Annotated in this window: 31 protein-coding genes; 18 read left to right on the forward strand and 13 right to left on the reverse strand. The window is 34.0% G+C overall.

Annotated elements, in window-relative coordinates:
• Positions 1-259, reverse strand: a 259-nt coding sequence (locus QMD61_08210; GenBank protein ID MDI6724614.1) for a hypothetical protein, incomplete at its 3' end; no start/stop codon positions are given.
• 510 nt (positions 260-769) lie between these two features.
• Between QMD61_08210 and QMD61_08215 the strand changes: the two genes are divergently transcribed.
• Together QMD61_08215 and QMD61_08220 are read left to right on the forward strand one after the other, a co-directional pair.
• Positions 770-1,366 (forward strand): hypothetical protein, encoded by a 597-nt coding sequence (locus QMD61_08215; GenBank protein MDI6724615.1) that lies wholly within the window; start codon positions 770-772, stop codon positions 1,364-1,366.
• 9 nt (positions 1,367-1,375) lie between these two features.
• Complete coding sequence (locus QMD61_08220; GenBank protein ID MDI6724616.1) at positions 1,376-2,290, forward strand: PhoU domain-containing protein; 915 nt, start codon at positions 1,376-1,378, stop codon at positions 2,288-2,290.
• Here QMD61_08220 and QMD61_08225 read toward each other — a convergent pair.
• Together QMD61_08225 and QMD61_08230 are read right to left on the reverse strand one after the other, a co-directional pair.
• On the reverse strand, positions 2,281-2,562 hold the full coding sequence (locus QMD61_08225; protein ID MDI6724617.1) for a 2TM domain-containing protein: 282 nt from the start codon (positions 2,560-2,562) through the stop codon (positions 2,281-2,283). The genes QMD61_08220 and QMD61_08225 overlap by 10 nt on opposite strands.
• Positions 2,563-2,964: 402 nt before the next feature.
• Positions 2,965-3,750 carry a citryl-CoA lyase gene (locus QMD61_08230; GenBank protein ID MDI6724618.1) on the reverse strand — a complete coding sequence of 262 codons (786 nt, stop codon included), beginning with the start codon at positions 3,748-3,750 and terminating at the stop codon, positions 2,965-2,967.
• Between the two features lie 194 nt (positions 3,751-3,944).
• Between QMD61_08230 and QMD61_08235 the strand changes: the two genes are divergently transcribed.
• The 11 genes from QMD61_08235 (at position 3,945) to QMD61_08285 (ending at position 11,504) form a co-directional block, all read left to right on the forward strand.
• Positions 3,945-4,763 (forward strand): phosphate ABC transporter substrate-binding protein, encoded by an 819-nt coding sequence (locus QMD61_08235; GenBank protein ID MDI6724619.1) that lies wholly within the window; start codon positions 3,945-3,947, stop codon positions 4,761-4,763.
• Between the two features lie 158 nt (positions 4,764-4,921).
• Positions 4,922-5,728, forward strand: a complete 807-nt coding sequence (locus QMD61_08240; protein ID MDI6724620.1) for a phosphate ABC transporter substrate-binding protein — start codon at positions 4,922-4,924, stop codon at positions 5,726-5,728.
• A gap of 58 nt (positions 5,729-5,786) precedes the next feature.
• Positions 5,787-6,659, forward strand: coding sequence for a phosphate ABC transporter permease subunit PstC (gene pstC / locus QMD61_08245; GenBank protein ID MDI6724621.1), 873 nt, complete (start codon positions 5,787-5,789; stop codon positions 6,657-6,659).
• A gap of 30 nt (positions 6,660-6,689) precedes the next feature.
• Positions 6,690-7,538, forward strand: coding sequence for a phosphate ABC transporter permease PstA (pstA, locus tag QMD61_08250; protein MDI6724622.1), 849 nt, complete (start codon positions 6,690-6,692; stop codon positions 7,536-7,538).
• Between the two features lies 1 nt (position 7,539).
• The gene (gene pstB, locus QMD61_08255; GenBank protein MDI6724623.1) at positions 7,540-8,295 is read left to right on the forward strand and encodes a phosphate ABC transporter ATP-binding protein PstB; all 756 of its coding nucleotides are present in this window, start codon (positions 7,540-7,542) and stop codon (positions 8,293-8,295) included.
• A 21-nt stretch (positions 8,296-8,316) separates the two neighbouring features.
• Positions 8,317-8,985: a phosphate uptake regulator PhoU gene (locus QMD61_08260; protein ID MDI6724624.1), complete on the forward strand. Its 669-nt coding sequence runs from the start codon at positions 8,317-8,319 to the stop codon at positions 8,983-8,985.
• Positions 8,986-9,006: 21 nt separating this feature from the next.
• Positions 9,007-9,456, forward strand: coding sequence for a hypothetical protein (locus tag QMD61_08265; GenBank protein ID MDI6724625.1), 450 nt, complete (start codon positions 9,007-9,009; stop codon positions 9,454-9,456).
• Positions 9,457-9,461: 5 nt separating this feature from the next.
• A complete protein-coding gene (gene phoU / locus QMD61_08270; GenBank protein MDI6724626.1) occupies positions 9,462-10,118 on the forward strand; it encodes a phosphate signaling complex protein PhoU in 657 nt (218 codons plus the stop codon).
• Between the two features lie 80 nt (positions 10,119-10,198).
• A complete protein-coding gene (locus QMD61_08275; GenBank protein MDI6724627.1) occupies positions 10,199-10,618 on the forward strand; it encodes an EamA family transporter in 420 nt (139 codons plus the stop codon).
• A 146-nt stretch (positions 10,619-10,764) separates the two neighbouring features.
• Complete coding sequence (locus tag QMD61_08280) at positions 10,765-10,986, forward strand: hypothetical protein (protein MDI6724628.1); 222 nt, start codon at positions 10,765-10,767, stop codon at positions 10,984-10,986.
• Positions 10,987-11,225: 239 nt separating this feature from the next.
• Positions 11,226-11,504, forward strand: coding sequence for a PRC-barrel domain-containing protein (locus QMD61_08285; GenBank protein MDI6724629.1), 279 nt, complete (start codon positions 11,226-11,228; stop codon positions 11,502-11,504).
• A gap of 67 nt (positions 11,505-11,571) precedes the next feature.
• Here QMD61_08285 and QMD61_08290 read toward each other — a convergent pair whose 3' ends face one another.
• From QMD61_08290 to porC, 9 genes are all read right to left on the reverse strand, one after another.
• The gene (locus QMD61_08290; GenBank protein MDI6724630.1) at positions 11,572-11,775 is read right to left on the reverse strand and encodes a PepSY domain-containing protein; all 204 of its coding nucleotides are present in this window, start codon (positions 11,773-11,775) and stop codon (positions 11,572-11,574) included.
• Positions 11,776-11,783: 8 nt separating this feature from the next.
• A complete protein-coding gene (locus tag QMD61_08295) occupies positions 11,784-11,954 on the reverse strand; it encodes a hypothetical protein (GenBank protein MDI6724631.1) in 171 nt (56 codons plus the stop codon).
• Positions 11,955-12,538: 584 nt separating this feature from the next.
• Positions 12,539-13,405 carry a fumarate hydratase gene (locus QMD61_08300; protein MDI6724632.1) on the reverse strand — a complete coding sequence of 289 codons (867 nt, stop codon included), beginning with the start codon at positions 13,403-13,405 and terminating at the stop codon, positions 12,539-12,541.
• Between the two features lie 117 nt (positions 13,406-13,522).
• A complete protein-coding gene (locus QMD61_08305; protein ID MDI6724633.1) occupies positions 13,523-13,954 on the reverse strand; it encodes a 4Fe-4S binding protein in 432 nt (143 codons plus the stop codon).
• 10 nt (positions 13,955-13,964) lie between these two features.
• Positions 13,965-14,459, reverse strand: a complete 495-nt coding sequence (locus QMD61_08310; protein MDI6724634.1) for a 4Fe-4S dicluster domain-containing protein — start codon at positions 14,457-14,459, stop codon at positions 13,965-13,967.
• 12 nt (positions 14,460-14,471) lie between these two features.
• Positions 14,472-15,338: a pyruvate synthase subunit PorB gene (gene porB, locus QMD61_08315; protein MDI6724635.1), complete on the reverse strand. Its 867-nt coding sequence runs from the start codon at positions 15,336-15,338 to the stop codon at positions 14,472-14,474.
• A 1-nt stretch (position 15,339) separates the two neighbouring features.
• The gene (porA, locus tag QMD61_08320; GenBank protein ID MDI6724636.1) at positions 15,340-16,494 is read right to left on the reverse strand and encodes a pyruvate synthase subunit PorA; all 1,155 of its coding nucleotides are present in this window, start codon (positions 16,492-16,494) and stop codon (positions 15,340-15,342) included.
• On the reverse strand, positions 16,495-16,737 hold the full coding sequence (gene porD, locus QMD61_08325; protein ID MDI6724637.1) for a pyruvate synthase subunit PorD: 243 nt from the start codon (positions 16,735-16,737) through the stop codon (positions 16,495-16,497). It abuts the gene before it with no gap.
• An 8-nt stretch (positions 16,738-16,745) separates the two neighbouring features.
• The gene (porC, locus tag QMD61_08330) at positions 16,746-17,276 is read right to left on the reverse strand and encodes a pyruvate synthase subunit PorC (GenBank protein ID MDI6724638.1); all 531 of its coding nucleotides are present in this window, start codon (positions 17,274-17,276) and stop codon (positions 16,746-16,748) included.
• Between the two features lie 205 nt (positions 17,277-17,481).
• On the opposite strand from porC, the gene QMD61_08335 reads away from it, so the two are divergent.
• From QMD61_08335 to QMD61_08355, 5 genes are read left to right on the forward strand one after another with little or no spacing between them, the layout of a single operon-like run.
• Complete coding sequence (locus QMD61_08335; GenBank protein MDI6724639.1) at positions 17,482-19,050, forward strand: dihydropteroate synthase-like protein; 1,569 nt, start codon at positions 17,482-17,484, stop codon at positions 19,048-19,050.
• A gap of 27 nt (positions 19,051-19,077) precedes the next feature.
• Positions 19,078-20,010: a TIGR00269 family protein gene (locus QMD61_08340; GenBank protein MDI6724640.1), complete on the forward strand. Its 933-nt coding sequence runs from the start codon at positions 19,078-19,080 to the stop codon at positions 20,008-20,010.
• A 2-nt stretch (positions 20,011-20,012) separates the two neighbouring features.
• The gene (locus QMD61_08345; GenBank protein ID MDI6724641.1) at positions 20,013-20,213 is read left to right on the forward strand and encodes a MoaD/ThiS family protein; all 201 of its coding nucleotides are present in this window, start codon (positions 20,013-20,015) and stop codon (positions 20,211-20,213) included.
• A gap of 22 nt (positions 20,214-20,235) precedes the next feature.
• Positions 20,236-21,363: a site-2 protease family protein gene (locus QMD61_08350; protein ID MDI6724642.1), complete on the forward strand. Its 1,128-nt coding sequence runs from the start codon at positions 20,236-20,238 to the stop codon at positions 21,361-21,363.
• Positions 21,364-21,380: 17 nt separating this feature from the next.
• On the forward strand, positions 21,381-22,241 hold the full coding sequence (locus tag QMD61_08355) for a DUF89 domain-containing protein (protein ID MDI6724643.1): 861 nt from the start codon (positions 21,381-21,383) through the stop codon (positions 22,239-22,241).
• A gap of 94 nt (positions 22,242-22,335) precedes the next feature.
• On the opposite strand, the gene QMD61_08360 is transcribed toward QMD61_08355, so the two are convergent.
• Positions 22,336-22,804, reverse strand: a 469-nt coding sequence (locus QMD61_08360; protein MDI6724644.1) for a DUF11 domain-containing protein, incomplete at its 5' end; no start/stop codon positions are given.

Genomic DNA, 22,804 nt, shown 5'->3' on the forward strand with positions numbered 1-22,804 from the left:
ATTTTGGTGGGCAAACTGGTTTTTTAACTGGTTCACATTTTGGTGGGCAAACTGGTTTTTTAACTGGCTCGCATTTTTTAGGAGCTTCTTTTTTAGGATCGCACTTTTTAACTGGTTCACATTTTACTGGTGGGTGCCATACAGGCTTACATTTTTTAACCCCATCAAAATTTCCATTTGGTCCGAGGGCTGTAGCAACTCCAGTTACTCCTACTGCAATCATAAGTGCAAATAGGACTATTCCCAATTCTTTCTTCACATTATCACCTCCCCATATTAATACATTTAGATAATATAGTAATAATAAGATAAATACTTTGTTATGAAAAAGTAATAACATTTTATAGTTAAATCAAAAATAAATAATAAATAATTGCCACTATTCTTAAAAAAATAAACAAATAGAATGCTTTTATTTTGAATTAGAATATTTTAATGTCCCTAATAATAAATCAAATACTTTATTAAAAAATCAACAATTATTAGAAATATTCATATCATTATATAATAGATTATACTGTTAAATTCATATACCGGTAAATTATAAGAAGAATTACATTAATAATTAATATTTTATGGTTATATGCATAAGAACTTTCAGAAAAGTCAGATAAAAATCAAATATAAGAATTAATCTATAAATTTAATAAGGAATATTTATAAACTTTGAGTTTAAAATTAAACGAATAAAAATTCTGAGTAAATAGAAATTAATTTGTTTTATATTAAAATTGAATAACAGAGTAAAAAAAATAAGATTTGTGATTTTATGTCAAAAATGTTAGATGTAATAATGGCTGGAGTAATCTCTGGCATTGTGGCATTTACGACCTCAAAGATTGGAATTGCAGGAACAGTTCTTGGAGCGGTTTTAGGTGCAATGCTCTATCAAGTGATGTCTCATTACATTAAAGAACCCCTTGAAAACGTTCAAACAAAAAAAATTGAGACACGAGTAGTTTATACAATTCCCCTAATGATTATTGTTATTATTGAAATCATCTATATATTCTCTACCATATATCTGAAACCAGAACAAATTTTCCATTACTTGGAAAATGCAACAGACTGGACGCTCTTTAGATCTATTGGAATTGGACTTATCTGCATGGGTATTTATCCAATATTGATATCGGAGAATATAAAAAGGTCGTATGGATATATTATATTATCTGTAGGAATAATTAAACTATTAAATGGATTTGTAGACACAAATTCATCCCTTGTGGAATTATATGCTCCTCTTTTTATAGAATTCGGCATGATAATTTCACTTGTGGTTATTGCAGCACTATCATATGTCACCATATCAATAATTCAAGAGTCAATAGTTATTAATAGTGAAGTGGATGAAAACAAAAGTTAATGGGGTATTATGGCAAAAAAAACAAAAAATGTTACATTAAAAGCAATACTGGACGTAATACGTTATGAAAATCCATCGACACAGGACGAAATCGCAGAGAAGCTTGGAATAACCCGTAGATATGTTACTAAACTGCTTCAACCCCTTATAAGTGAAAAAATTGTAAAAAGAGCTTATGTGATAGAACCAAAAAAAATTGACCAGTTTTTAGAAATATATGGTGAAGAAAAGGTTCCTATAGAACAGGGGACATTAAGAATAGTGGAATTACTGGAAGGTATGGCAGAACATGTTTATAAACAGTTAGATATGTCTTTTGAAGCACTTTCACAGTATAACAGTGAATTAGCAAACGAAGCATTGAAAATGGATTTCATTACCAATAACATGAATGAAAAAATAAGAACATCTGTAGATATGGCCCTATCAATGAATCCATCATCTGAATCAAGCAAAATAAATGCTTTCAGTGAGGTAGCATACGATCTGGAACGTATTGGAGATCATTCATGTCAATTTGCAAACTTTACCCTTAAAGAATCATATAAAGTCGATCCTGAAATGCTTAAATACATACAAGAAATGTATGAAACCTCAAAAATGATGGTTTCGTATTCTATGGATGTATTTTTAAATGAAAAACTAAATTTAAAGGATAAAGTCATGAATTACGAAGAAAAAATACATGTTCTTCAAAAAAAAGCCTTAAATTGTATTGCAACTCAGATGGCTGAAGCTTCCTTTGATGATACAGAGCGCTCCACTTATTATCTTTCTCTTTCAAGAGTTGTTAAAGCATTTGAAAGGATTGGTGATATTTCCATTGAAATAATCGATATTTCAAGGGAATATTATGAAAATATTCCCAGAACAACTACTCCCGAGCAGTTCAGGCGAAAAGAAAGAAAAGGAAGTTATCTCTGATTTTTTTCTTCTTCTTCCATGTATTCTTTGATTTTCCGTTCTTCCCATTCTCTGGAAAATATTCCACGTTTCAGGAATAGTGATGCTGCATGTGAAACAAGCCCTATTCCCCAGAAAAATGTTACAAACAGGAACCACCAAAAGCCCGGCGTTGTAAGTATATTAATGATTGCAAGGGCCACATTTACAATAATAAAAGCTGTTAAATGCCCATAAAAACCCTTTAATTCTTCAACCCGTTTTTTAGCTCTTTGATATTTTAAATCATCCACTATAAAACCTCCAAAAACTTAATGAATATTTTGAGTGTTTCTGAGATACTTTTTTTCTTCTTCACTCATGTATTTTTTGATTTTTCGCTTCTCCCATTCCTTAGAGAAAATCCGCGTTTCATAAAACTGATGTTGCGTTTGCAATAAACCTATTCCTCAAAAAATGCTACAATAAGAAATCACCAGAAACCAAGATTTGTTAAGAGGTTAAGAACTGCTAAAATGTATTTACTATAATTATATGTTCTGAATAGCTGTAAAAATCCTTAGTTCTTTAACTCTGTTTTTAGCTCATCATATTTTTTTATCAATAATCCCCTTAAAATGATTATTTCTGATATAATATTGGAATACAACTTTAAAAATACTTATAAAAACAAGAACGACACCCAGTAGTAATATTTACTGTCCATCATAGTAAATCTCATTTGCTTCAAATAATTTTCTAAAGGGAGATTCACGTGTTTTTTCTTCATCAATATGGGTTAAAATACCCGGAAGGCGACCAATCATAAAAATACCGCTTCCAATCCTCCAATCAAAATCCATATCTGATAAAATAGCTCCATTTGCCCCATCAATATTCATTCTAATCCTTTTCTTATCAAAAAGTATGTCCTCAATAGCAATTGCCAGTTCCAAATGCTTACCAAAACATTTGTATTTCCTGGCAAGTTCAATGAGCTTTGGAGCTCTGGGATCTTCTGTATGATATCTGTGCCCGAAACCATATATCTTTTTATTATTGTGAAGAAAATAACTCACAATTTGTTCTGCAACTTCATTAATATTATTTTCTGCCAGCTTAATACCTTCCTGAAAAGTTTTCATGGCCTTCTCTATTGCCCCTGCATGATTCTTTCCGAATGCAAGGAGTCCGCCAGCAATACATGCAGGTAATGGAGATCCTGCGGATGCCATTAATCTTGCAGCTTGTGTACTTGGTGGTGTCACTCCGTGATCACAAAAAGATACGAGAACTGCTCCAAGCATTTTAGCTTCGTTTTTTGAAGGTAATTTTCCTTTTATAAGGAGATGTATCATTTCAGGAAAAGATATATTACCTATTAAATCTTCCTGTGAGTAACCCCTTGTGGTTAATCTGTTAGGTTCGACCTTTGTTATAGCCGTTCTCCATTTTAGATTTCTTGGCTTAAATATATCTTTCAATGCTTCCTCAGTTATCATGATGGAGTTTTATATTAGTAGGAATATATTTAAATTTATCGCTTTTAGTGCATTTATATTCATATTTAGTGAATTTAGAAAAGACCTATAAAATTTATTTTGTTTTTAAATTGTTCACTTATTGTGATAATAAATACACAAATAGGAACATTTATATATGGTTAAACCATTAGTAAAGGGTGAGGTGAATTGAAATGGACTCGAAATACATAATCGGAATAATTTTAGCCATAATAGTAATAGTCGGAGCTTACCTCGTATTTGCTGGAGGTTCTGGCGAACAAACAACAATACAGGTAGCAGGTTCTACATCTGTTCAACCAGTAGCAGAAAAGCTTGCTCAGGCCTATATGGAAAAGAATCCTAACGTCAAGATAAATGTTCAAGGCGGAGGATCAAGTGTGGGTATAACCAGTACCCAGCAAGGACAGGCAGATATCGGTATGAGCTCAAAAGAGCTTAAAGATGATGAAAAAGCAGGTCTTAAAGAATACTTAATTGGAAAAGACGGTATTGTCATCGCAGTAAATACTGCAAATTCTGTATCCGACTTAACAACAGACCAGGTTAAAGATATTTTCAGCGGTAAAATAACCAACTGGAAAGAAGTAGGCGGATCAGATGCCAAAATCAATGTTATAACAAGAGAAGATGGTTCCGGTACAAGAAAAGCATTCGAAGAGATTGTAATGGGTAAAGATACAAAGATAATTAAAGAAGCTGTTGTACAGAGCTCAACAGAAGCTGTAGCACAGGCAGTTAAAGGAGATCCAAATGCCATTGGATATATATCACTTGCAAGCTTAAGTTCAGATGTCAAAGCTCTTAAAATTAATGGCGTTGCTCCTTCAGAACCAACAGTAGCTGATGGTTCTTACAAAATTCAAAGACCATTCCTGTTCTTAACCAAAGGTGAACCTACTGGAGCTGTTAAAGGATTTATAGACTTCTGTTTAAGCCCTGAAGGACAGAATATTGTTAAAAGTGAAAAAGTTGTACCAGCAACACAATAAGTGGTTTAAAAAAACCACTATTTTATTTATTTAAATTTTAAATTACTGAATTATAATTAAATTAGTGAATATTATAAAATTAAACAGATATCCATTTTCTTAATCACTCTAAATTTAAATACTCTAAAGAAAAAGAGTATAAGTCAAGGTGATTGAAAATGGACTTGAAATATAAGTTAGGCATAGTAATTGCCATAATCATAATTATCGCTTATTTAATATTCATCCCATCAAAAAGTTATGAAAGAATTCAAATTGCAGGTTCTACTTCAGTACAGCCTGTAGCAGAAAAATTAGCAGAGAAATTTCAAGAAACTCACCCGAATGTTAGGATTAATGTCCAGGGTGGAGGTTCAAGTCTTGGTATAAGCAGCGTTTCACAAGACATAACTGATATAGGTACAAGTTCAAGAGAAATAAAAGCAAGAGAAAAGCCTGGCCTTAATGAATACATAATAGGAAAAGAAGGCATTGTTATTGCTGTAAATAACCAAAATAATGTAAATGATCTAACAACAGACCAGGTTAAAGATATTTTCAGCGGTAAAATAACCAACTGGAAAGAAGTAGGCGGTCCCGACCTAGAAATACATGTAATAACAAGAGAAGATGGTTCCGGTACAAGATCCGCATTTGAAAATTTGATAATGGGAGATACAGAAATAAGGCCAGATGCCATAGTTCAAAGTTCAACAGAATCTGTTAAACAGGCAGTTAGACAGGATCCCGGTGCAATTGGATTTGTTTCATTAGCCCGTATGAGCAGTGATGTTAAAGCATTAAAAATTGATGGTGTGGCACCTTCTGAAGAAACCGTATTTGATGGATCTTACAATTTACAAACACCCTTTATATTCATCGTAAAAGGCGAGCCAGAAGGTATTATAAAAGAATTTATTGAGTTCACTCTAAGTCCTGAAGGACAGGCAATAGTAAAAGAAGAAAATGTTGTGCCGGTTAAATAAATACCGTTACAATTAACATTTATAAATTTAATAAATTAAGATTATTTGAGGTGCAAAAATGGCGAAATACGAAGAGTTTCTTGTTGAAAAAGGACTTTTTATAACTGCTATTCTATCTATTCTAGTAATACTGTTAATTATAGGATTTATATTTAGAGAAGGTCTTCCAGCAATTGAAAGCTATGGATTCTTCAATTTTATATTCGGACTTGATTGGTCACCAACCGAAGACCAGTTCGGTGTTTTAACCATGATAGTAGGGTCAATTGGCATAACACTGCTTTCACTGCTTTTTGCAGTCCCATTATCTTTGCTTTGTGCCATATTCCTGGCGGAAATTGCACCCCCTTTCATGAGAAAGATCTTGAAACCAGTGATTGAAACTCTTGCCGGTATTCCGTCAGTTGTTTATGGCTTTTTTGGACTTATTGTCCTTGTTCCATTCATGAGAGTGCAGTTTGGAGGTACAGGCTTCAGTATGCTTACAGCATCTTTAATTCTAACTGTAATGATTCTTCCAACAATTATTAGCATATCACAGGATGCTTTAAGGTCTGTTCCTCACGAATATAAAGAAGCATCCCTAGCATTAGGGGCTACACACTGGCAGACCATTAAAAACGTCATATTCCCTGCAGCAATTCCCGGAATAATTACTGCAATAATACTGGGAATGGGTAGGGCTATAGGGGAAACACTGGCTGTCATTATGGTTGCAGGAAATGTTACACAAATTCCAAACTCAATATTCGACCCGGTAAGGGCATTAACATCCAATATAGCACTGGAAATGGGTTATGCGACAGGACTTCATTATAATGCGCTCTTTGCAACAGGAATTGTGCTTTTTATAATGATAATGATCCTTCTGGTCATTGCCAATTATTTCCATTATAAAAAAAAAGTCGTTATCGGTGGAGGGTACTTATAATGTTCAAATTTGGATTAGGAGGTTTAAAAATTGCAGAGAATAATATCTCCTAAAATAGCCCAGAATATTATGAAAGCTCTCTTCTGGGCATCAGGAATTATAACAATCATAATATTGATTGTAATTATAGGTTATATTCTCATGAAGGGATTGCCTGTAATGAGCTTAAGCTTTTTATTTAGCGATCCAGTTGATTCTGGTAGGGCTGGCGGTATATTCCCCATGATTATATCGAGTTTGTACGTAACTCTCATTGCAATAATCGTGGCAACGCCTCTTGGAGTTGGAGCAGCAGTATACCTTTCAGAATATGCTGGAGAAAGCCCAATAGTGAAATTAATAAGATTTGGGGCTGAAACACTTGCATCTATCCCTTCCATAGTATTTGGGCTGTTTGGACTGGCTTTCTTTGTTATTTATCTTGGACTTGGATGGTGTGTACTTTCTGGAGGCCTAATATTAGCCCTTATGGCACTTCCTACAATTTTACAAGTATCTGAAGTTTCATTGGAAGCTGTACCTAAATCTTATAGGGAAGGAAGCCTCGCAATAGGTGCTACCAAATGGCAGACCATTTATAGAGTAGTTATACCTGCAGGAGTCCCAGGAATTGCCACAGGAGTGATTTTAGGGCTTGCAAGAGCTATTTCTGAAGCTGCAGCAATTTTATTTGCGGTTGGTGCTTCATTATCAGTTCCAATATCAATTTTTGACCCTGCAAGACCTCTTCCACTGCATCTTTATATTCTGGCAACAGAGGGCATATCTCTGAATAATGCATATGGTACTGCAGCAGTTCTGGTGATTTTAGTGCTGGCAATTACCGTTGTTACAAATACACTGGTTGAAAGATACTCTAAAAAAATGATGGGGAGATAGTATGGACTACAGAATTGAAGTCGAAGATTTAAATGTTTACTTTGATGAAGCGCAGATTTTAAAGAATATCAACCTTAAAATTCATAAAAATACAGTTACTTCGCTCATAGGACCTTCTGGATGCGGAAAATCAACATTTATACGCACATTAAATCGTATGAATGATTTAATTGATGGATTTAAGCATGATGGAACGGTGCTTTTAGATGGTAGAGATATTTATGATCCTAAGGTGGATGTAGTTGACTTAAGAAAGAAAATAGGTATGGTATTTCAGAAGCCAAATCCTTTCCCAAAGTCCATTTTTGACAATGTAGCATATGGTTTAAGGGTACATGGAATTTCAGATAACAATGTAATAAAGGAAAAGGTTGAGGAAAGCTTAAAAGCTGCAGCTTTGTGGGATGAAGTGAAAGATAAGTTGGATATGTCTGCAATGGGTCTTTCTGGAGGGCAACAACAGAGATTATGTATTGCAAGGACTATTGCAGTGAATCCTGAAGTTATTTTAATGGATGAACCAGCTTCAGCACTTGATCCTATTTCAACCACTAAAATAGAGGATTTGGTGCACAAATTAAAAAATGATTATACCATAATAATTGTCACTCACAATATGCAACAAGCCACAAGAGTTTCTAAGTACACCGCATTCTTCTTGAATGGTGAAATTGTTGAAAGCGGCCTTACTGATAGATTATTTATTGAACCTGAGGATAAACGAACTGAAGATTACATTACTGGCAGATTTGGATAAAAACATGTTATTGGTGAATCCATGTATGCAACAATTTTAGAAAATAAATTAAGAAAAATTACTGATAATCTTTTAAATTACAGTAATGAAACTGCAGACAGAATTAATAATTCGGTTGAGAGTTTTCTTAATGAGGATACACATTTAGCAAAGAAAATAATTGAAGTTACCAGTGACATAAACAAAGAAAGTGAAGATATTGAATATGAATGCCTTAAAATAATTGGATTACAGCAGCCCATTGCTAAAGATTTGAGATTGGGAGCAGCAATTTTAAGAACATCCATAGAACTTGAAAGAATAAACATTTTATCAGCATACATATCCCGATATGCCATAGACTCAACAAAGGAAGACCATAATTTCTATAAACCACCCCATATTAAATTCATGTCTCAAACAGTGCAAAATATGCTTAAGGACGGAGTAGGGGCACTTTTAAGTGAAGATATTCAACTTTTAAAGCGTTCTACTAAAAACTTTGTAAGTCTCCAGGAGTTCTATAACCAGATGTTCTCACAATCTGGAGAAAATTATTCTGCAAATTCTTATATGCATTCAATCCTTATAGGACGTAATCTCTTAAGTATGGGACATCATATAATGGGGATGGACGATAGAATAGCTTATTCTATCATTGGAAAACGTATAATGCACCATAAAGTATTCTATAATGTTTTAATGATGTAAAAACCAAGAAGTGATGATTTGATGTGGCTTCCATCAGATGAACCCGAAATTACAATGTATGGAAATAAATTTGAACATTCGTATTTACCTTCTATAGGTTATATAAGAATTTTAAACGAAGATTATGAATCCATATTATTTTTAAACGACGATTTAATTGTAGGGGCATGGTACTTAGATGCCGGAACTTTAAATGAGCTTTATGAAAACAATGCAATGGAGCTGGTTAAAATTCTCCCTGAATCAAAGGTTGAAATTTTTAAAACCAATCATAAACTATTTGAAACCATTATGGAGCTTAATGAAGAATGTAAATTATCATTACCTCTAAGTATTGCAATGTTTTGGGACAAAATTGGGCTAAATAGCACTGATTCTCGTGAAAAATTATTATCAAAGTATAGAATTAATGAAATATCTGAAAATGACGTGGAAACTTTATTAAATGATTATAAATCCGAAGGCGGATGATATATATGAAAAGATACCCAAGAGTAAGATTTAGGAAAAAATTAAGGGAATTAAAAGAAGAAGTAGAAGAAATGGGCCAGACAACCCTTAAGGCACAGAAAGATGCCTTTAAAATATTAATTGAATTTGACGAAGAAACATTGAACAATGTTAAGGAAACCGGTAAAAAAATCGATGAAATGAATTTCTTTTTAGAAAGAAAATGTATGGGTATAATTGCATCTGAACAGCCTGTTGCTAAAGATTTAAGATTTATAGAAGCATGTATTAAAGTAGGAAGTCACCTAAAGAGAATGGTAAATTTAGCTGTTAATATTGCTGAAGTTGCTAAAGAGATAAAAGGACAAAAGCTTCCGGAAAGAACATTAGAAGACTTGACTCACATGTCCAATATGGTACAGATGATGGTTAGCAAAGGATTATATGCCTTTTTAGACCAGAACATGAACATGGCAAGGGAATTAAGACAGGATGATGATAATGTTGATGATTTATTTGATCAATCACTATCAAACATCACAAAAAGCATGTTCAAGGACAAAAATTCAATATCCTATCTGATATATCTTCTTTTCGTTGCAAGGTTCCTTGAGAGAACTGCAGATCGTGCAGTAAGTATTGGAGACAGGACAATATTCATGATGACCTGTGAAAAACCATAGATTCAATTTTAAGACTGAATCTTCATTTATTCTTTTTTTAGTTATTTATAAAAGATTGAAAAATAATTTGAGGTATTAACTTGAATTATTTAATATTTGCTCTAATAACTGCATTCTTATTTGGATTAGCCCCAATTTTTGGCAAATTAGGTCTTGAAGACATTAATCCAGTATTTGCATTATGCATTAGAAGCTTTATAATAAGTGGAATAATGTTGGTTTATTTATTAATTAACAATGACTTGATTAGCTTAGCGAATATTAATAAAACAAGCTGGGTACTTATTGCAGTGGAAGGTATATGTGCAGCTCTTTTAGGGCAATTATTTTATTATTATGCACTTAAATTTGGTGAAGCTTCAGTAGTAGTTCCCCTAATAGCCACTTTTCCCCTATTTACTTTTATAATTGCTACCATATTTTTAGGAGATAAATTATCCATAAGTAAAATAGGAGGAATTGCATTTATTATCATTGGAATCGTATTATTACGAATTTAAGTCCAAATATCATTAAATTTCATCATTTTATTCAATTTAATTAACACAAAAACTATATAATATTAGAGACATACACTTCAAGTGTAAAATAAAACACAAAAGGTGAAGAAAAATTCCCTTTTAAAAAAATCATTGGAGGGAGTAACATGAACAACAAGTGGAAAAATCAAGAATTAAAAAAAGAATTAATGATTAATACGCTTGATTATTTAAACAGAAAACAAAATGTTTCTCTCAAAGATCTAGCTGATTACACCGGACAAGAATACGTTATAATTCTACAGTTAATGGATGATTTAGAAAATCAGGGCATAATAAAATCAGAAACATTTTATAATTTAAATAAATTAGATAAAAACCATAAATAACTCATTTTCTATTTTTAATCTAATAAAATACATATTTAAATTTCGTTTCTTAAAAATTTAAATTAAAAATTATCTCTTTGAAATTTAAATATTTCAGATAGTTATATTACTAATTTTATATATAGTATTAATTCATACTGTGTTTATTAAAATTTTGACACAAATTAACCAATCTATAGAAACGACAAATGTAAAAATTGTTTTCTTTGAATAATTTAAAATAATTAGAGGTGATTTTATTGAGAATAAAACATGACTTAATTGGAAGAGAAGTTTTAGACTCAAATGGACATGAAATTGGTAAAGTTGACGATGTTGATGTGGACTTTGAGTCTGATAGAATATCAGCCATACTTCTTCATGAAGGTGGGCGTTTCAGAGGTAGAGATACTCTAATTCCTTTCAGCATGGTTGAAACAGTTGGAGAAAGGGTAATTCTTAAAAAAGAGCATGGTAAAGAATCCATGAGCAGAGGATCAATGAGAGAAAAACCTATGCGTAGAAGGGAAGAATACTAATTATTTCTTTTTTTAAAAAATAATTTACGCGTCAATCTTTTATAAATGACACTTAAATTCTAATTTATCATTCACCAATTTCTTCACCAGTTTGAGCATCTATATCAATTCCATCCACTACTTTTCCGTCATGAATTATCGGGACATTCCAGACATATCCACCTTCAAAGCTACCACTTGCTTTCACATAGTAGAGAGTTGGAGTTCCAGGATAGTCTCCAAGTTCTCCAATATAATGTTTAGCTATTTCTTTCGCTTGTTCAGCAGTTATATTGGTTTTTATAGTTTTTGTGATTCTGTATGAATCGTGTGAGTTTCATTTACAGTTGAATTTTGTATAGTACTTTGTGCAGTAGTATAGTTTGGCTGGTACTTGTTCATATAAATATAGCCCCTAATGGCAATTATTACAACTAATATAATTATTGCTAAAATTCCCTTATTTTCCATGATTATCACCCCTGTTAATTCAATATATTATAGGGAATCATTTAAAACGATATAAATATTTAAATTTTTCATCTTTGAGTTGAATAACTTAATTAAAATAGAATAATTCATAAATTAAGGCCTTAAAAAACCTTTGGTTTTTTATGTTTGAAAAACGTGGTTATTCAACCGTAAAAATTGAAGATTTTTGTATGTTGAAGGAAACTGTCAAAACTGCAAGTTTTGACGCGACAAATCGATGCTGAAGAAAAATGCAAATCATTCGAAAATTCATAGAATTTTCGATGTGTCAAATCTAAGATTTGACAATACTTCTCTCGCATAAAAAATCTATAATTTTTTAAGATTTGTCAGCTTTTCCTGAACAGCAAAAAAATACCTTTTTTACATGCCCCCAACCTGTAGCGTTTGAGGGCCGTACGAAACTTCATTTCATGGCCCGAAAACTGTCGAAATCTTCGATTTCGACTCATTGAAAATTGTAAATTTCCAAATACTACGTTTTTGAGGGCTTTTGAAATCGAAGATTTTCAATGCCCCTAATGCTGTCAAAATTCGAAGGATTTTGACGCAGCGAAAAAAACCTATGGTTTTTTTGCATGCTTCACATTCAAGGGCTTTAAAACAGCACTTGCATGTCTTCCTGCCCAGCACTGAATACAAACACCAATAGGAAGTCCTGCTGTATGAGTATCTGCTGTTAGAATCTTTACATCAAGAGCAGTAGTCTTACCACCAAGTCCCATAGGGCCAATGCCTGTTTCGTTTATCTGTCGTAAAATATCTTCTTCAAGTTCTGCAATTTGTTTATCAGGGTTTCTTTCCCCAACTTTTCCAAGTAGTGCCTTTTTTGCAATTTTCATGGCCAGATCAGATGATCCACCAATTCCAACACCAACAATGATGGGTGGGCACGGTTTTCCCCCTGCATTAATTACCGTATCAATAACAAATTTTTTAATTCCTTCAATTCCTTCACCAGGTAAGGCCATTTTAAGGGCGTTGTTGTTCTCTGAACCAATACCCTTTGGTAAAACAGTGAATTCGATTTTTTCTTCATTTATAAGCTCAATATCAACTTGAGGCATCATATTTCCAGTGTTTATGCCTGTATTTTTTCTTGTTATAGGATCCACAACATTTGGCCTAAGAGGAACTTCTCTTGTAGCTCTTTCAACCCCATTTCTTATTCCTTCATAGAGATTTTCAACTTTTAAAGGGCCAAGTTTGACAAAAACAATGGGGAGCCCTGTATCCTGACACATTGGAACTCCCATTTTTTCGGCTGCTTCAATATTATCAAGGATAGCTTTAAGATTTAGCCTGGCAATCTCCTGATCTTCTTTTTTATATGCATCTTGAAGCGCGATCTTTACATCTTCAGGTAGTTTAATTACAGCTTCTTTGAATAAATTGAATATTGTATCTTCTACTGTGCTTTGAGTAATCATGATATCATCGTTAAGTATTTTCTTGAATGAATATTTATAATTTCTTTTATTAAAATTAGGAAAATTGAAAAAGTAAAATCTGGTTTATTTATAAAAAATAAAAAATTGGTGGCTTAATCAGTATTTCATGATTAGTTTAAGCCTTTCAAGTTCTTTTGCAACCCTTTCGCGTTTATCAGAAACCATTTCTTCTGAATCCATGCATAAACCGCCTGTAGGGCATGTAAGAACACAAATTGGTTTTTCCTCGCCGATACAGAGGTTGCATTTCTTTGCAATTCCACTTTCATCCATATGAATGGCACCAATAGGGCATGCATCTCTGCAGAGGCCACAACCTATGCATACATCTTCATTGATTATTATTGCGCCGTCAATTTCTTCTATGGCATCTTCCGGGCAAATATTAAGACATGGAGCTCTATCCGGTGCACAGTGCAAGCAGTGAACTGGAACACCACTTATAACTCTTATTGCATTTTGAGGGCATTCTCTTTCACATTTTACACAATCTTCACAGAGTTCCGGTCGTGAAATTAATTCTTTCATTTTCAGCCTCCTATTTAAGAGCATCCTTTGCCCTTGAACCATGTGTTAAAACATTAACAAGTCCAGTTTTCTTTTTTTTCTTTTTATTAATGCCTGCAATCTTTTCGATATGTTTAGCCTGTTTTTCAAGCTTCATTTCTTCAGCATCTACAAGACTAATTGCCCTCTTTGAACATGCTTTAATACATGCTGGTATGTCCAGATCTGGACACTGACTGCATTTATATGATTTTCGCTCATGCATTGAAATTGAACCAAATGGACAAACTAACATGCATAAAGAGCATCCGATGCACTTTTCATGGTTAATTTCAGTTTTTCCCATGGCTTCTGTGGGACATATTCTTTCACAGGGAGCGTCTTCACAGTGCTGACAGATTATGGGGTAGTAAGAACCTTCGACTTCTCTGACCATTATACATGAAGTGCCGTGAAGTTCTTTACATGCTTCTTCGCAATCCATGCAGCCGTCGCAAATCTCTGGTTGAATGAGTATCTTTTCCAAGATTTTATCCCCCTATATTTTAAGTTCGGCACAGACTTGATTAACGTAATTTTGTATTCTCTCTTTTTCTTCGTCTGCAAGGTGTTTAAACCGTTTTTGAGCATCTAAGTATTTATTAACAGGTTTTCTTTGAATTGGCCTGTATGTTACCTTAAAATCACCGTCAACAATCTCATAAAGTATCCACGCCCCTGTATCAACAGCCAATCTTCCAAGTTCTATGGTTTTTGATGAATCGTAACCCCATCCTGTTGTACATGGCTGGTGAAGGTGAATATAAGCTGGTCCTTCCATTTCAGACGCCTTTTTAACTTTCTTCATGAAATCTTCAGGGTATGAAATTGAAGCTGTTGCAACATATGGCACACTGTGGGCTGCCATTATCATTGGAATGTTTTTCTTTGGCTTGTCTTCACCAAAACTTTCTTTTCCGTGTGGCGATGTAGTTGTTGAAGCTCCGTATGGTGTTGCACCACTTCTCTGAACCCCTGTGTTCATGTAAGCTTCGTTATCGTAACATATGTAAATTATGTTGTGTCCCCTCTCCATTGCTCCAGATAATGCTTGAAGTCCAATATCCGCTGTTCCACCATCTCCAGCAAAGACAACTACATTAACATCATCTTTTCCCTGGGATTTAAGAGCTCTTTCAACTCCAGAGGCCACTGCTGCAGCGTTTTCAAATGCAACATGAATCCATGGAACTTCCCATGCAGTTTCAGGGTACTGGGATGTAATAACCTCTAAACATCCTGTTGCAGATACTGCAACGGTATTTTCACCAAGCATTTTAAGTGCAAGTCTTGCTCCTATGGTAGCACCACATCCTGCACATGCTCTGTGTCCGGGAGCGAGAAATTCTTGTTCAGGTATTTCCATCTTAAATTTCCTCCTCTTTGAGTCCAATCCAGTTAATTTTATCGCTATCAGTTGAATTTCTGGTTATATTCACTATGTTTTTTATGTCATCAGGAGATACATCACGTCCTCCGAGACCTATGATAAATCCTCTTGCATCTATATCCATTTTGGCTTTCATCTCGTTGAATAAGACTCCTCCAATACCAAAGGATATGTTTTTGTCTAAAATCGCTATCCTGTCAGCGTTTTTAATTGCATCATAAATTTCGTCTTTGGGGAATGGTCTGAATGCTATTACTTTAAGAAGTCCAACCTTTTCTCCCTGTCCTCTTAAACTATCTATGACGTCTTTTATTGTACCACAAATTGATCCCATACCTACAATAATAATTTCGGCGTCATCACACATGTAATTTTCAACAAAACCATATTCACGACCGAATTTTTCGGCAAATTCTTTATTAACGGCCCTTATGACTTCTTTTGATTTTTCCATTGCCACTTCCATGTCATATCTTGCTTCCATGTAATAATTTGGATCTGTGAATGTTCCAAGTGACATGGGGTCTTTTGGGTCAAGATATGAATGGGTTGGTTTATATTCAGGTAAGAAATCATCTACTTCTTCCTGTGATGGTATATCCACAGGTTCTACGGTGTGAGTAAGTATAAATCCATCTACACAAACCATACTTGGAAGTAGAACATCTTCATTTTCAGAAATTTTATAGGCCTGTAGTACAAAGTCAAGTGCTTCCTGAGCATTTTCAGCAAAAAATTGGAGCCATCCAGTATCTCTTTGGGAAATAGAGTCTTGTTGATCGTTCCATATACTTAATGGTGCTGATAATGCTCTGTTAGCGTTTCCTAATACTATTGGATTTCTTAAACCAGCTGCTGCAAATAAAATTTCATGCATTAATGCTAATCCCTGTGATGATGTTGCCGTAAAAGTTCTGACCCCTGTTCCAGATGCACCTACAGCTGCACTTATTGCACTGTGTTCAGACTCAACTCTTATGTACTCTGCAGGAAGATCTCCATCGGCAACAAATTGAGCTAGATATTCTGAAATTGATGTCTGAGGAGTTATTGGGTAAACCGGGATAACTTTTGGCTTTGCAAGCTTAACGGCTTCGGCAATTGCTCTATTTGCAGAAATAACTTTAAGCATTTAATCTCTCTCCATTTTAATGGCTTTAACAGGACATTCTTCGGCACATATGCCACATCCTTTACAATAATCGTAATCTATTTCATTTTCTTTATTTATGCATCCTTCCGGGCAAAACAAGAAACAGTTTTCGCAATCTATACATTTTTCTTTATCCAGGATGGGTTTAAAGGTTCTCCAGCTACCTGTTTTATTCTGCTTACTGCTTCCAGGCTCTTTAACTGTTGCTCCTTTGGCTGTCATGAAATCACCTATTTTTTAATTTGTTCATATGCTATTTTAATGGCTTCAGCGTTTTTTTCGCCTATTTTACCGGGGAAAGTCTCTTCAGTTATTTTTACAATAGAATCAAGAGTTACTTCTCCAGTTACACTTGCAAAAGCACCTAACATAACTGTATTTACTATAGGAACTCCTAATGTGTCAAGTGCAATCCCAGTTGCGTCAATACTGCTGGAATCTACATTTTCTCCAAGATTAACATCATTTTTGGTGTTCAATATTACTTTTCCACCTTCTTTAAGCCCAGATAATACATCTACAGCTTCTAACAGAGTGTCATCTAATACAATAACATAATCAGGATTATAAACTTGATATCTTCTTCTAATTTGTTTATCAGCTATTCTTGTAAACGCCATGACTGGTGCGCCTTTTCGCTCAGCACCGAAGAATGGGAATGCTTGACAATACTTTCCATCTTCAAAGGCTGCTTTTGCTAATATCTCAGCAGCTGTTACTGCGCCCTGTCCTCCACGTCCATGAAATCGAATTTCGATCATACTGTACCTCCATTCCTCATGTATAATCATTATAAATTATTATATATATAAATGTTGCACATGAACTTATACAATAATATATGAAAAATTTTGCAATTAATAAAAGACAATGATGAGGAATATTTAAAGGTTGAAAAATATAATGAATAGTTATATTAACCATATAATTAATTTAAAGTCTTAAAATCCTGTTTAGAGGTATGTTATGAAAGTTCTGATAGTAACTGGAAAACTTGCAAGTAAGGCCGTTATTAATGCATCAAAAAAATCAAAACAAGATACACATGTTTATACTATAGATACGCCAATTGCTGCATTTTTAACCCCCAAAAAAATACTTAAAGAGATTAAGACCCTTGAAGATCCAGAACTCAATTCATTTGACATGATAATAACTCCAGGTCTTATTCGTAAAGATGTAAGGGAAATAGAATTAAAAACAGGGATTCCTACCTATAAAGGCTCAACAAGTGCTGCAGACCTGAATATAGTCCTGGATATGGCTGATGAGCTGGAACTTTCATCTAAAACTCCTGCAGATAAACTGATCGAGGAAGAACTTCAAAAAAGGGCCTTAAAATTTATAGAAAATTTTGAAAAAGATTCTAAAAACATAAAAAAACTTTTGAAAAAACCCGATAACATTCTTGTGGGCAGCCTACCTGTTGGTGAAGATTTTCCAATGAGAGTTCTTGCTGAAATTGCAAATGCACCTTTACTTAGTAAAGAAGATTTAATCAAGCGTGCAAAGTATTTTGTAGAATCCGGTGCTCAAATGATAGATATTGGAATGATTGCCGGGGAAACACTGGACCATAAAATCCCTGAAATGGTAAATGCATTGAAGGAAACTTTTAACGACATTCCTGTAAGTATAGATACCCTGAATCCTGTTGAAATCAAAGCAGCAGTTGATTCTGGTGTTGATATGGTTTTAAGCCTTGATCTTGGAAACTGTGATGAACTTTTACCTTTAATGGAGGAAAAAAAGATTCCTGCAGTTATTCTACCAACTAATTTCAGCAAAAACTGGACCCCTAAAACTGTTGAAGATAGGGTAAACGCACTAGAGGAATTAATGGAAAAATGCAGAGGAATTGATGTGATTGCAGACCCTATACTTGATCCAATTAACAGCCATAGTATTGTGGAATCAATAATTGCCTGTCATGAGTTTAAAAAGAGGAACAAGGTTCCCCTATTTTTTGGAGTTGGAAATGTAACAGAATTACTTGATACAGATTCTGTAGGTGCAAATGCACTTCTTTCGGGAATTGCAACGGAACTTGGTGCAAGTATACTGTTTACACCGGAAGAAAGTGGTAAAACCATTGGAAGTGTGCATGAACTTTCTGTTTCATCTAAAATGATGTTTTTAGCTAAAAATAGAGGATCCATACCCAAAGACCTGGGAATAAATTTAATAGTTTTGAAAGATAAGCGTAAAGGAGAATCAATAACTGAAGAAATAGAAGCACCAGTTATAGATGGTGCAGAAGACTATAAATTCACCCAGGATCCTCAGGGAAGCTTTAAAATAATGGTTGAAGACGGTTTTATAAGGGCTGTTCACTATATAAAAATGAAACCTGATTTGATTATTAAAGGAAAAACCGCCAAAGCCGTTTATGACGAGATAATTAAAAGAAGGCTTGTTTCACGCCTTGAACATGCCACTTACCTTGGTGCTGAGCTTCAAAAGGCAGAAATTGCAGCGATACTTAATAAAAATTATGTTCAGGATTTTGAATTATTTAAAAAACAGAATTACTAAAAAATAATTATTTATCAGGTTATAATCATGAAAACATGCACAAAATGCGGCGCTACACCAGTAATAATACACAGAAAAGCTTCAGGGCAGATGCTCTGCAAAGAATGTTTCATCCAATCAATTACAGACAAAGTTTTGAAGGGTATTCGAAGAAATAAGCTTATAGAGAAAGGAGATAAAGTTGCAGTCGCCCTTTCAGGTGGTAAAGATAGTGTAATGGTTCTTGATATTCTTAATTCCCTTTACAAGCGTAACATAATTGATCTTTTTGCAATAACCATAGATGAAGGCATAGAAGGTTACAGAGAGCATGGAGTTGAAATTGCAATAAGAAATGCACAAAGATTAGGTATAAAACATAGAATTGCATCAATTAAGGATTATTTTGGAAAAACCCTCGATGAAATCATGGCAGATGACTGCAGAGAACACGGTGCATGCACATACTGCGGAGTATTTAGAAGATGGATAATAAATAAGATTGCAAGGGAAGAAGGGGCCACAAAAATTGCAACTGGGCATAATCTTGATGATGAGACCCAGGCAATACTAATGAATTATCTTGAGGGGAATATTGACAACCTTACACGAATTGGAGCAAAATCAGAGCCAAAAAGTGATAAATTCACCGTTAAGGTAAAACCGCTTCGTGAAATTCCTGAAAAAGAAGTTGGTTTGTATGCTGTTGCCCGCGAGCTTGATGTTCATTTTGATGAGTGCCCCTACTCAAGGGAATCGTTTAGAGGAGAAGTAGGAAGATTTGTAAAGGAACTATCGGTTAATCATCCCACAATAATGTATTCAACCCTTAAAGGCTTTGATAAAATCAAACCGGCACTTAAGAAAGAATTTTCAGGAAAAAAGGTAAGTATGGGGATGTGTATTAATTGCGGCGAGCCAGCATCCCATGAATTGTGCAGAGCTTGCCTGTTTTCTAAAAAAATTCATGAAGAGGAATAGATATGGCAATTACAGTAATCATTGGCAAGGATAAACAAGCAGTAGAAATTAATGAAAATATGACCATCAAAGAAGTATTAGATACAATGGATATATCCTCTGAAACTGTTGTGGTAAAAAGAAATAATGAAGTCGTGATAGAAGAGGAAATTCTCGAAGATGGAGACGTAATAGAGGTTATCCGTGTTATTTACGGTGGTTAATAATAAATTGCGGATGTTAACAATGGAAGATAATAATATTATAGAAGATTATATTTCAAAAAAACAGACAAAAACTGTTAGTCTAATCGAAAACTATGTTTTAAAATATTTTAGCATAAAAAATACCCATGTTGAAAAAAAGACCTTTTATTTGATAGTTTGGAATTATGATAGGGATAAATTTGTTCAATTAGTTGATGATCTCGATAAAATTGGTTATTTACCTTTTATTGATGAATATAAAGGTGAATATAAGATAAATATTGTCCAAAAGCCAGAACACAATGAATCGCGAGTTCATATTAATGTGATTTTATTTTTAATAACTATTATATCTACAATATCTGCAGGATACTTTTTTAATGGAATAAATTTGTCAACTGGAACGTACTTTACAGTAGAAGGCATATTAAATGGAACTGCGTTTTCAATGGCTAATTTAATACAAGGAATAACTTTTTCTGCAGCGCTATTAGCTATAATTGGAACTCATGAAACTGCACACTACTTTGCTGCCAGAAAACACAATGTAAAAGCGACTTTACCTTATTTTATACCTGCTCCTACTTTAATCGGAACTTTTGGTGCAGTTATAAATGTAAAATCAGCAATACCTGATAAAAATGCTCTTTTTGACCTCGGGGCCAGCGGTCCAATTGCAGGATTTATCGTGACAGTTCCAGTTCTTATAATTGGTGTTCTATTATCAAATATAGGGCCAATACAGAATACAGGGATTTATCTTATCCCTTCACCATTAATGTATATTTCATTTAACTTTTTTTTCACTTCAGTTCCTGATGGTTATACTATAATGCTCAGCCCTATAGCTTTTGCTGCTTGGGTCGGAATAATCGTTACAATGCTTAATTTAATGCCCGTAGCATTTTTAGACGGAGGACACATCTCAAGATCGCTTTTTAACGAGAAAATTCATAAAATAATATCATTTATAGGTATCAGTGCAACCCTTATCCTTGGATGGATCCCGATGGGCATTTTAATGATTATAGTGTTATTTATATCTAAAAGACACCCTGGAGCTCTGGATAATGTATCGAAAATGAGTAGAAATAGAAAGATTTTATCTGTAGTAATGGTTATAATTTTTATTCTTTGCTTATCTCCAATTCCTATAACGCAAATTTAAGATAATTAGTGATTAATATGAAAGTCTACTACGAATGCGCACCCTGTTTCCTTAGACAGGCGAAAGAAGCGCTTGATCTAGCAACCAATGATGAAAATCTCAAAATTGAAGTAATGGAAGAACTTTTAGAAATAATTTACAATGAATTCAGGCAGGATGCAGTTTCCAATGAAATTGGAACAAAAATCCATCGAACTATAAAGAATAGGACAAAGAATGATGATCCTTATCTCTTAGAAAAGGAAAAAGGCAACGAAATAGCTTTAAAATTTCTTCCAAAGATAAAGGAGCTTATAAAAGAGAATGATGGCCTTGAAACGTATGTTAAAGCAGCCATTGTAGGGAATATAATTGATTTTGGAGCACTTGGCGTTAATTTCGATATTGAAAAGGGAATTATTGAAAATATGAACGAGGGCATAGCCTTAAACCATGTAAATGAGCTTGAAAAAGAACTGAAAACTGCAAAAAATGTTCTCTATTTAGCAGACAACAATGGGGAAATTGTTTTTGATAAATTGCTCATAGAAAAACTCAAAGAGTATGATGTTAATGTTACTGTTGCTTTAAAAGAATATCCAATACTTAATGATGCATGCATTGAAGATGCCATACAAATAGGGCTTAATGAAGTTGCAGAGCTTGTATCTACCGGTACAGACTCTATCGGAATTCTATATGCTGACATATCTAAAGAATTTAAAGAAATTTTTAAAAATTCAGATATGGTTATATCAAAGGGTCTTGGAAACTATGAAGGTCTAACTGCAATGGAATTAGGAGATAAACCTGTATTCTGCTTACTGAATGCAAAATGTAATCCAATTGCAAAGGATATTGGTGTCAACGTTGGCGATAGTGTAGTTTTGAAATTATAATGGATTTTAACATAAAATTATTTTAACATAAAATTATAATTGCTTAATTTATTTTTAAAATAAAATAAAAAAAGTGGGAAAACATTATTCCCTTTTATTTTCTTTTTGGAATTAATATTCCAGCCAATACCATTAAAACTGCCAGTGCAAGGTATCCAAACGGTAATCCTGTTGGTTGCATTGGTACTGTTACCGCTTTAACGGGCTCCCGCACAGTTAAAGATGCTGTAGCTTCGTTGTTCTCCATATCTGGGTCATAGGTATCGCTACTAACCACAGCTACATTGTTGAATATTCCTGTACGCATAGCTTTAGCTTTAACGGTTAATGTGGTAATTTGACCGTTTTCGAGGTCTCCTATAGTCCATATACCAGTGGCTGGATCATAAGTTCCAGCAGCGGCTGTATAATCCATGAACTCTACCCCTCCGGGTAGGATATCTGTAACTCGAACATTTCGAGCAGTATCTGGACCGTTGTTCCGGACTATAATGGTATAGGTGACTTCTTCCCCTACTGTAACCGGATTAGGATTTACAGTTTTTGCAATGGATAGGTCAGCC

This window comes from Methanobacterium sp. (assembly GCA_030017655.1).
Classification (GTDB): domain Archaea; phylum Methanobacteriota; class Methanobacteria; order Methanobacteriales; family Methanobacteriaceae; genus Methanobacterium_D.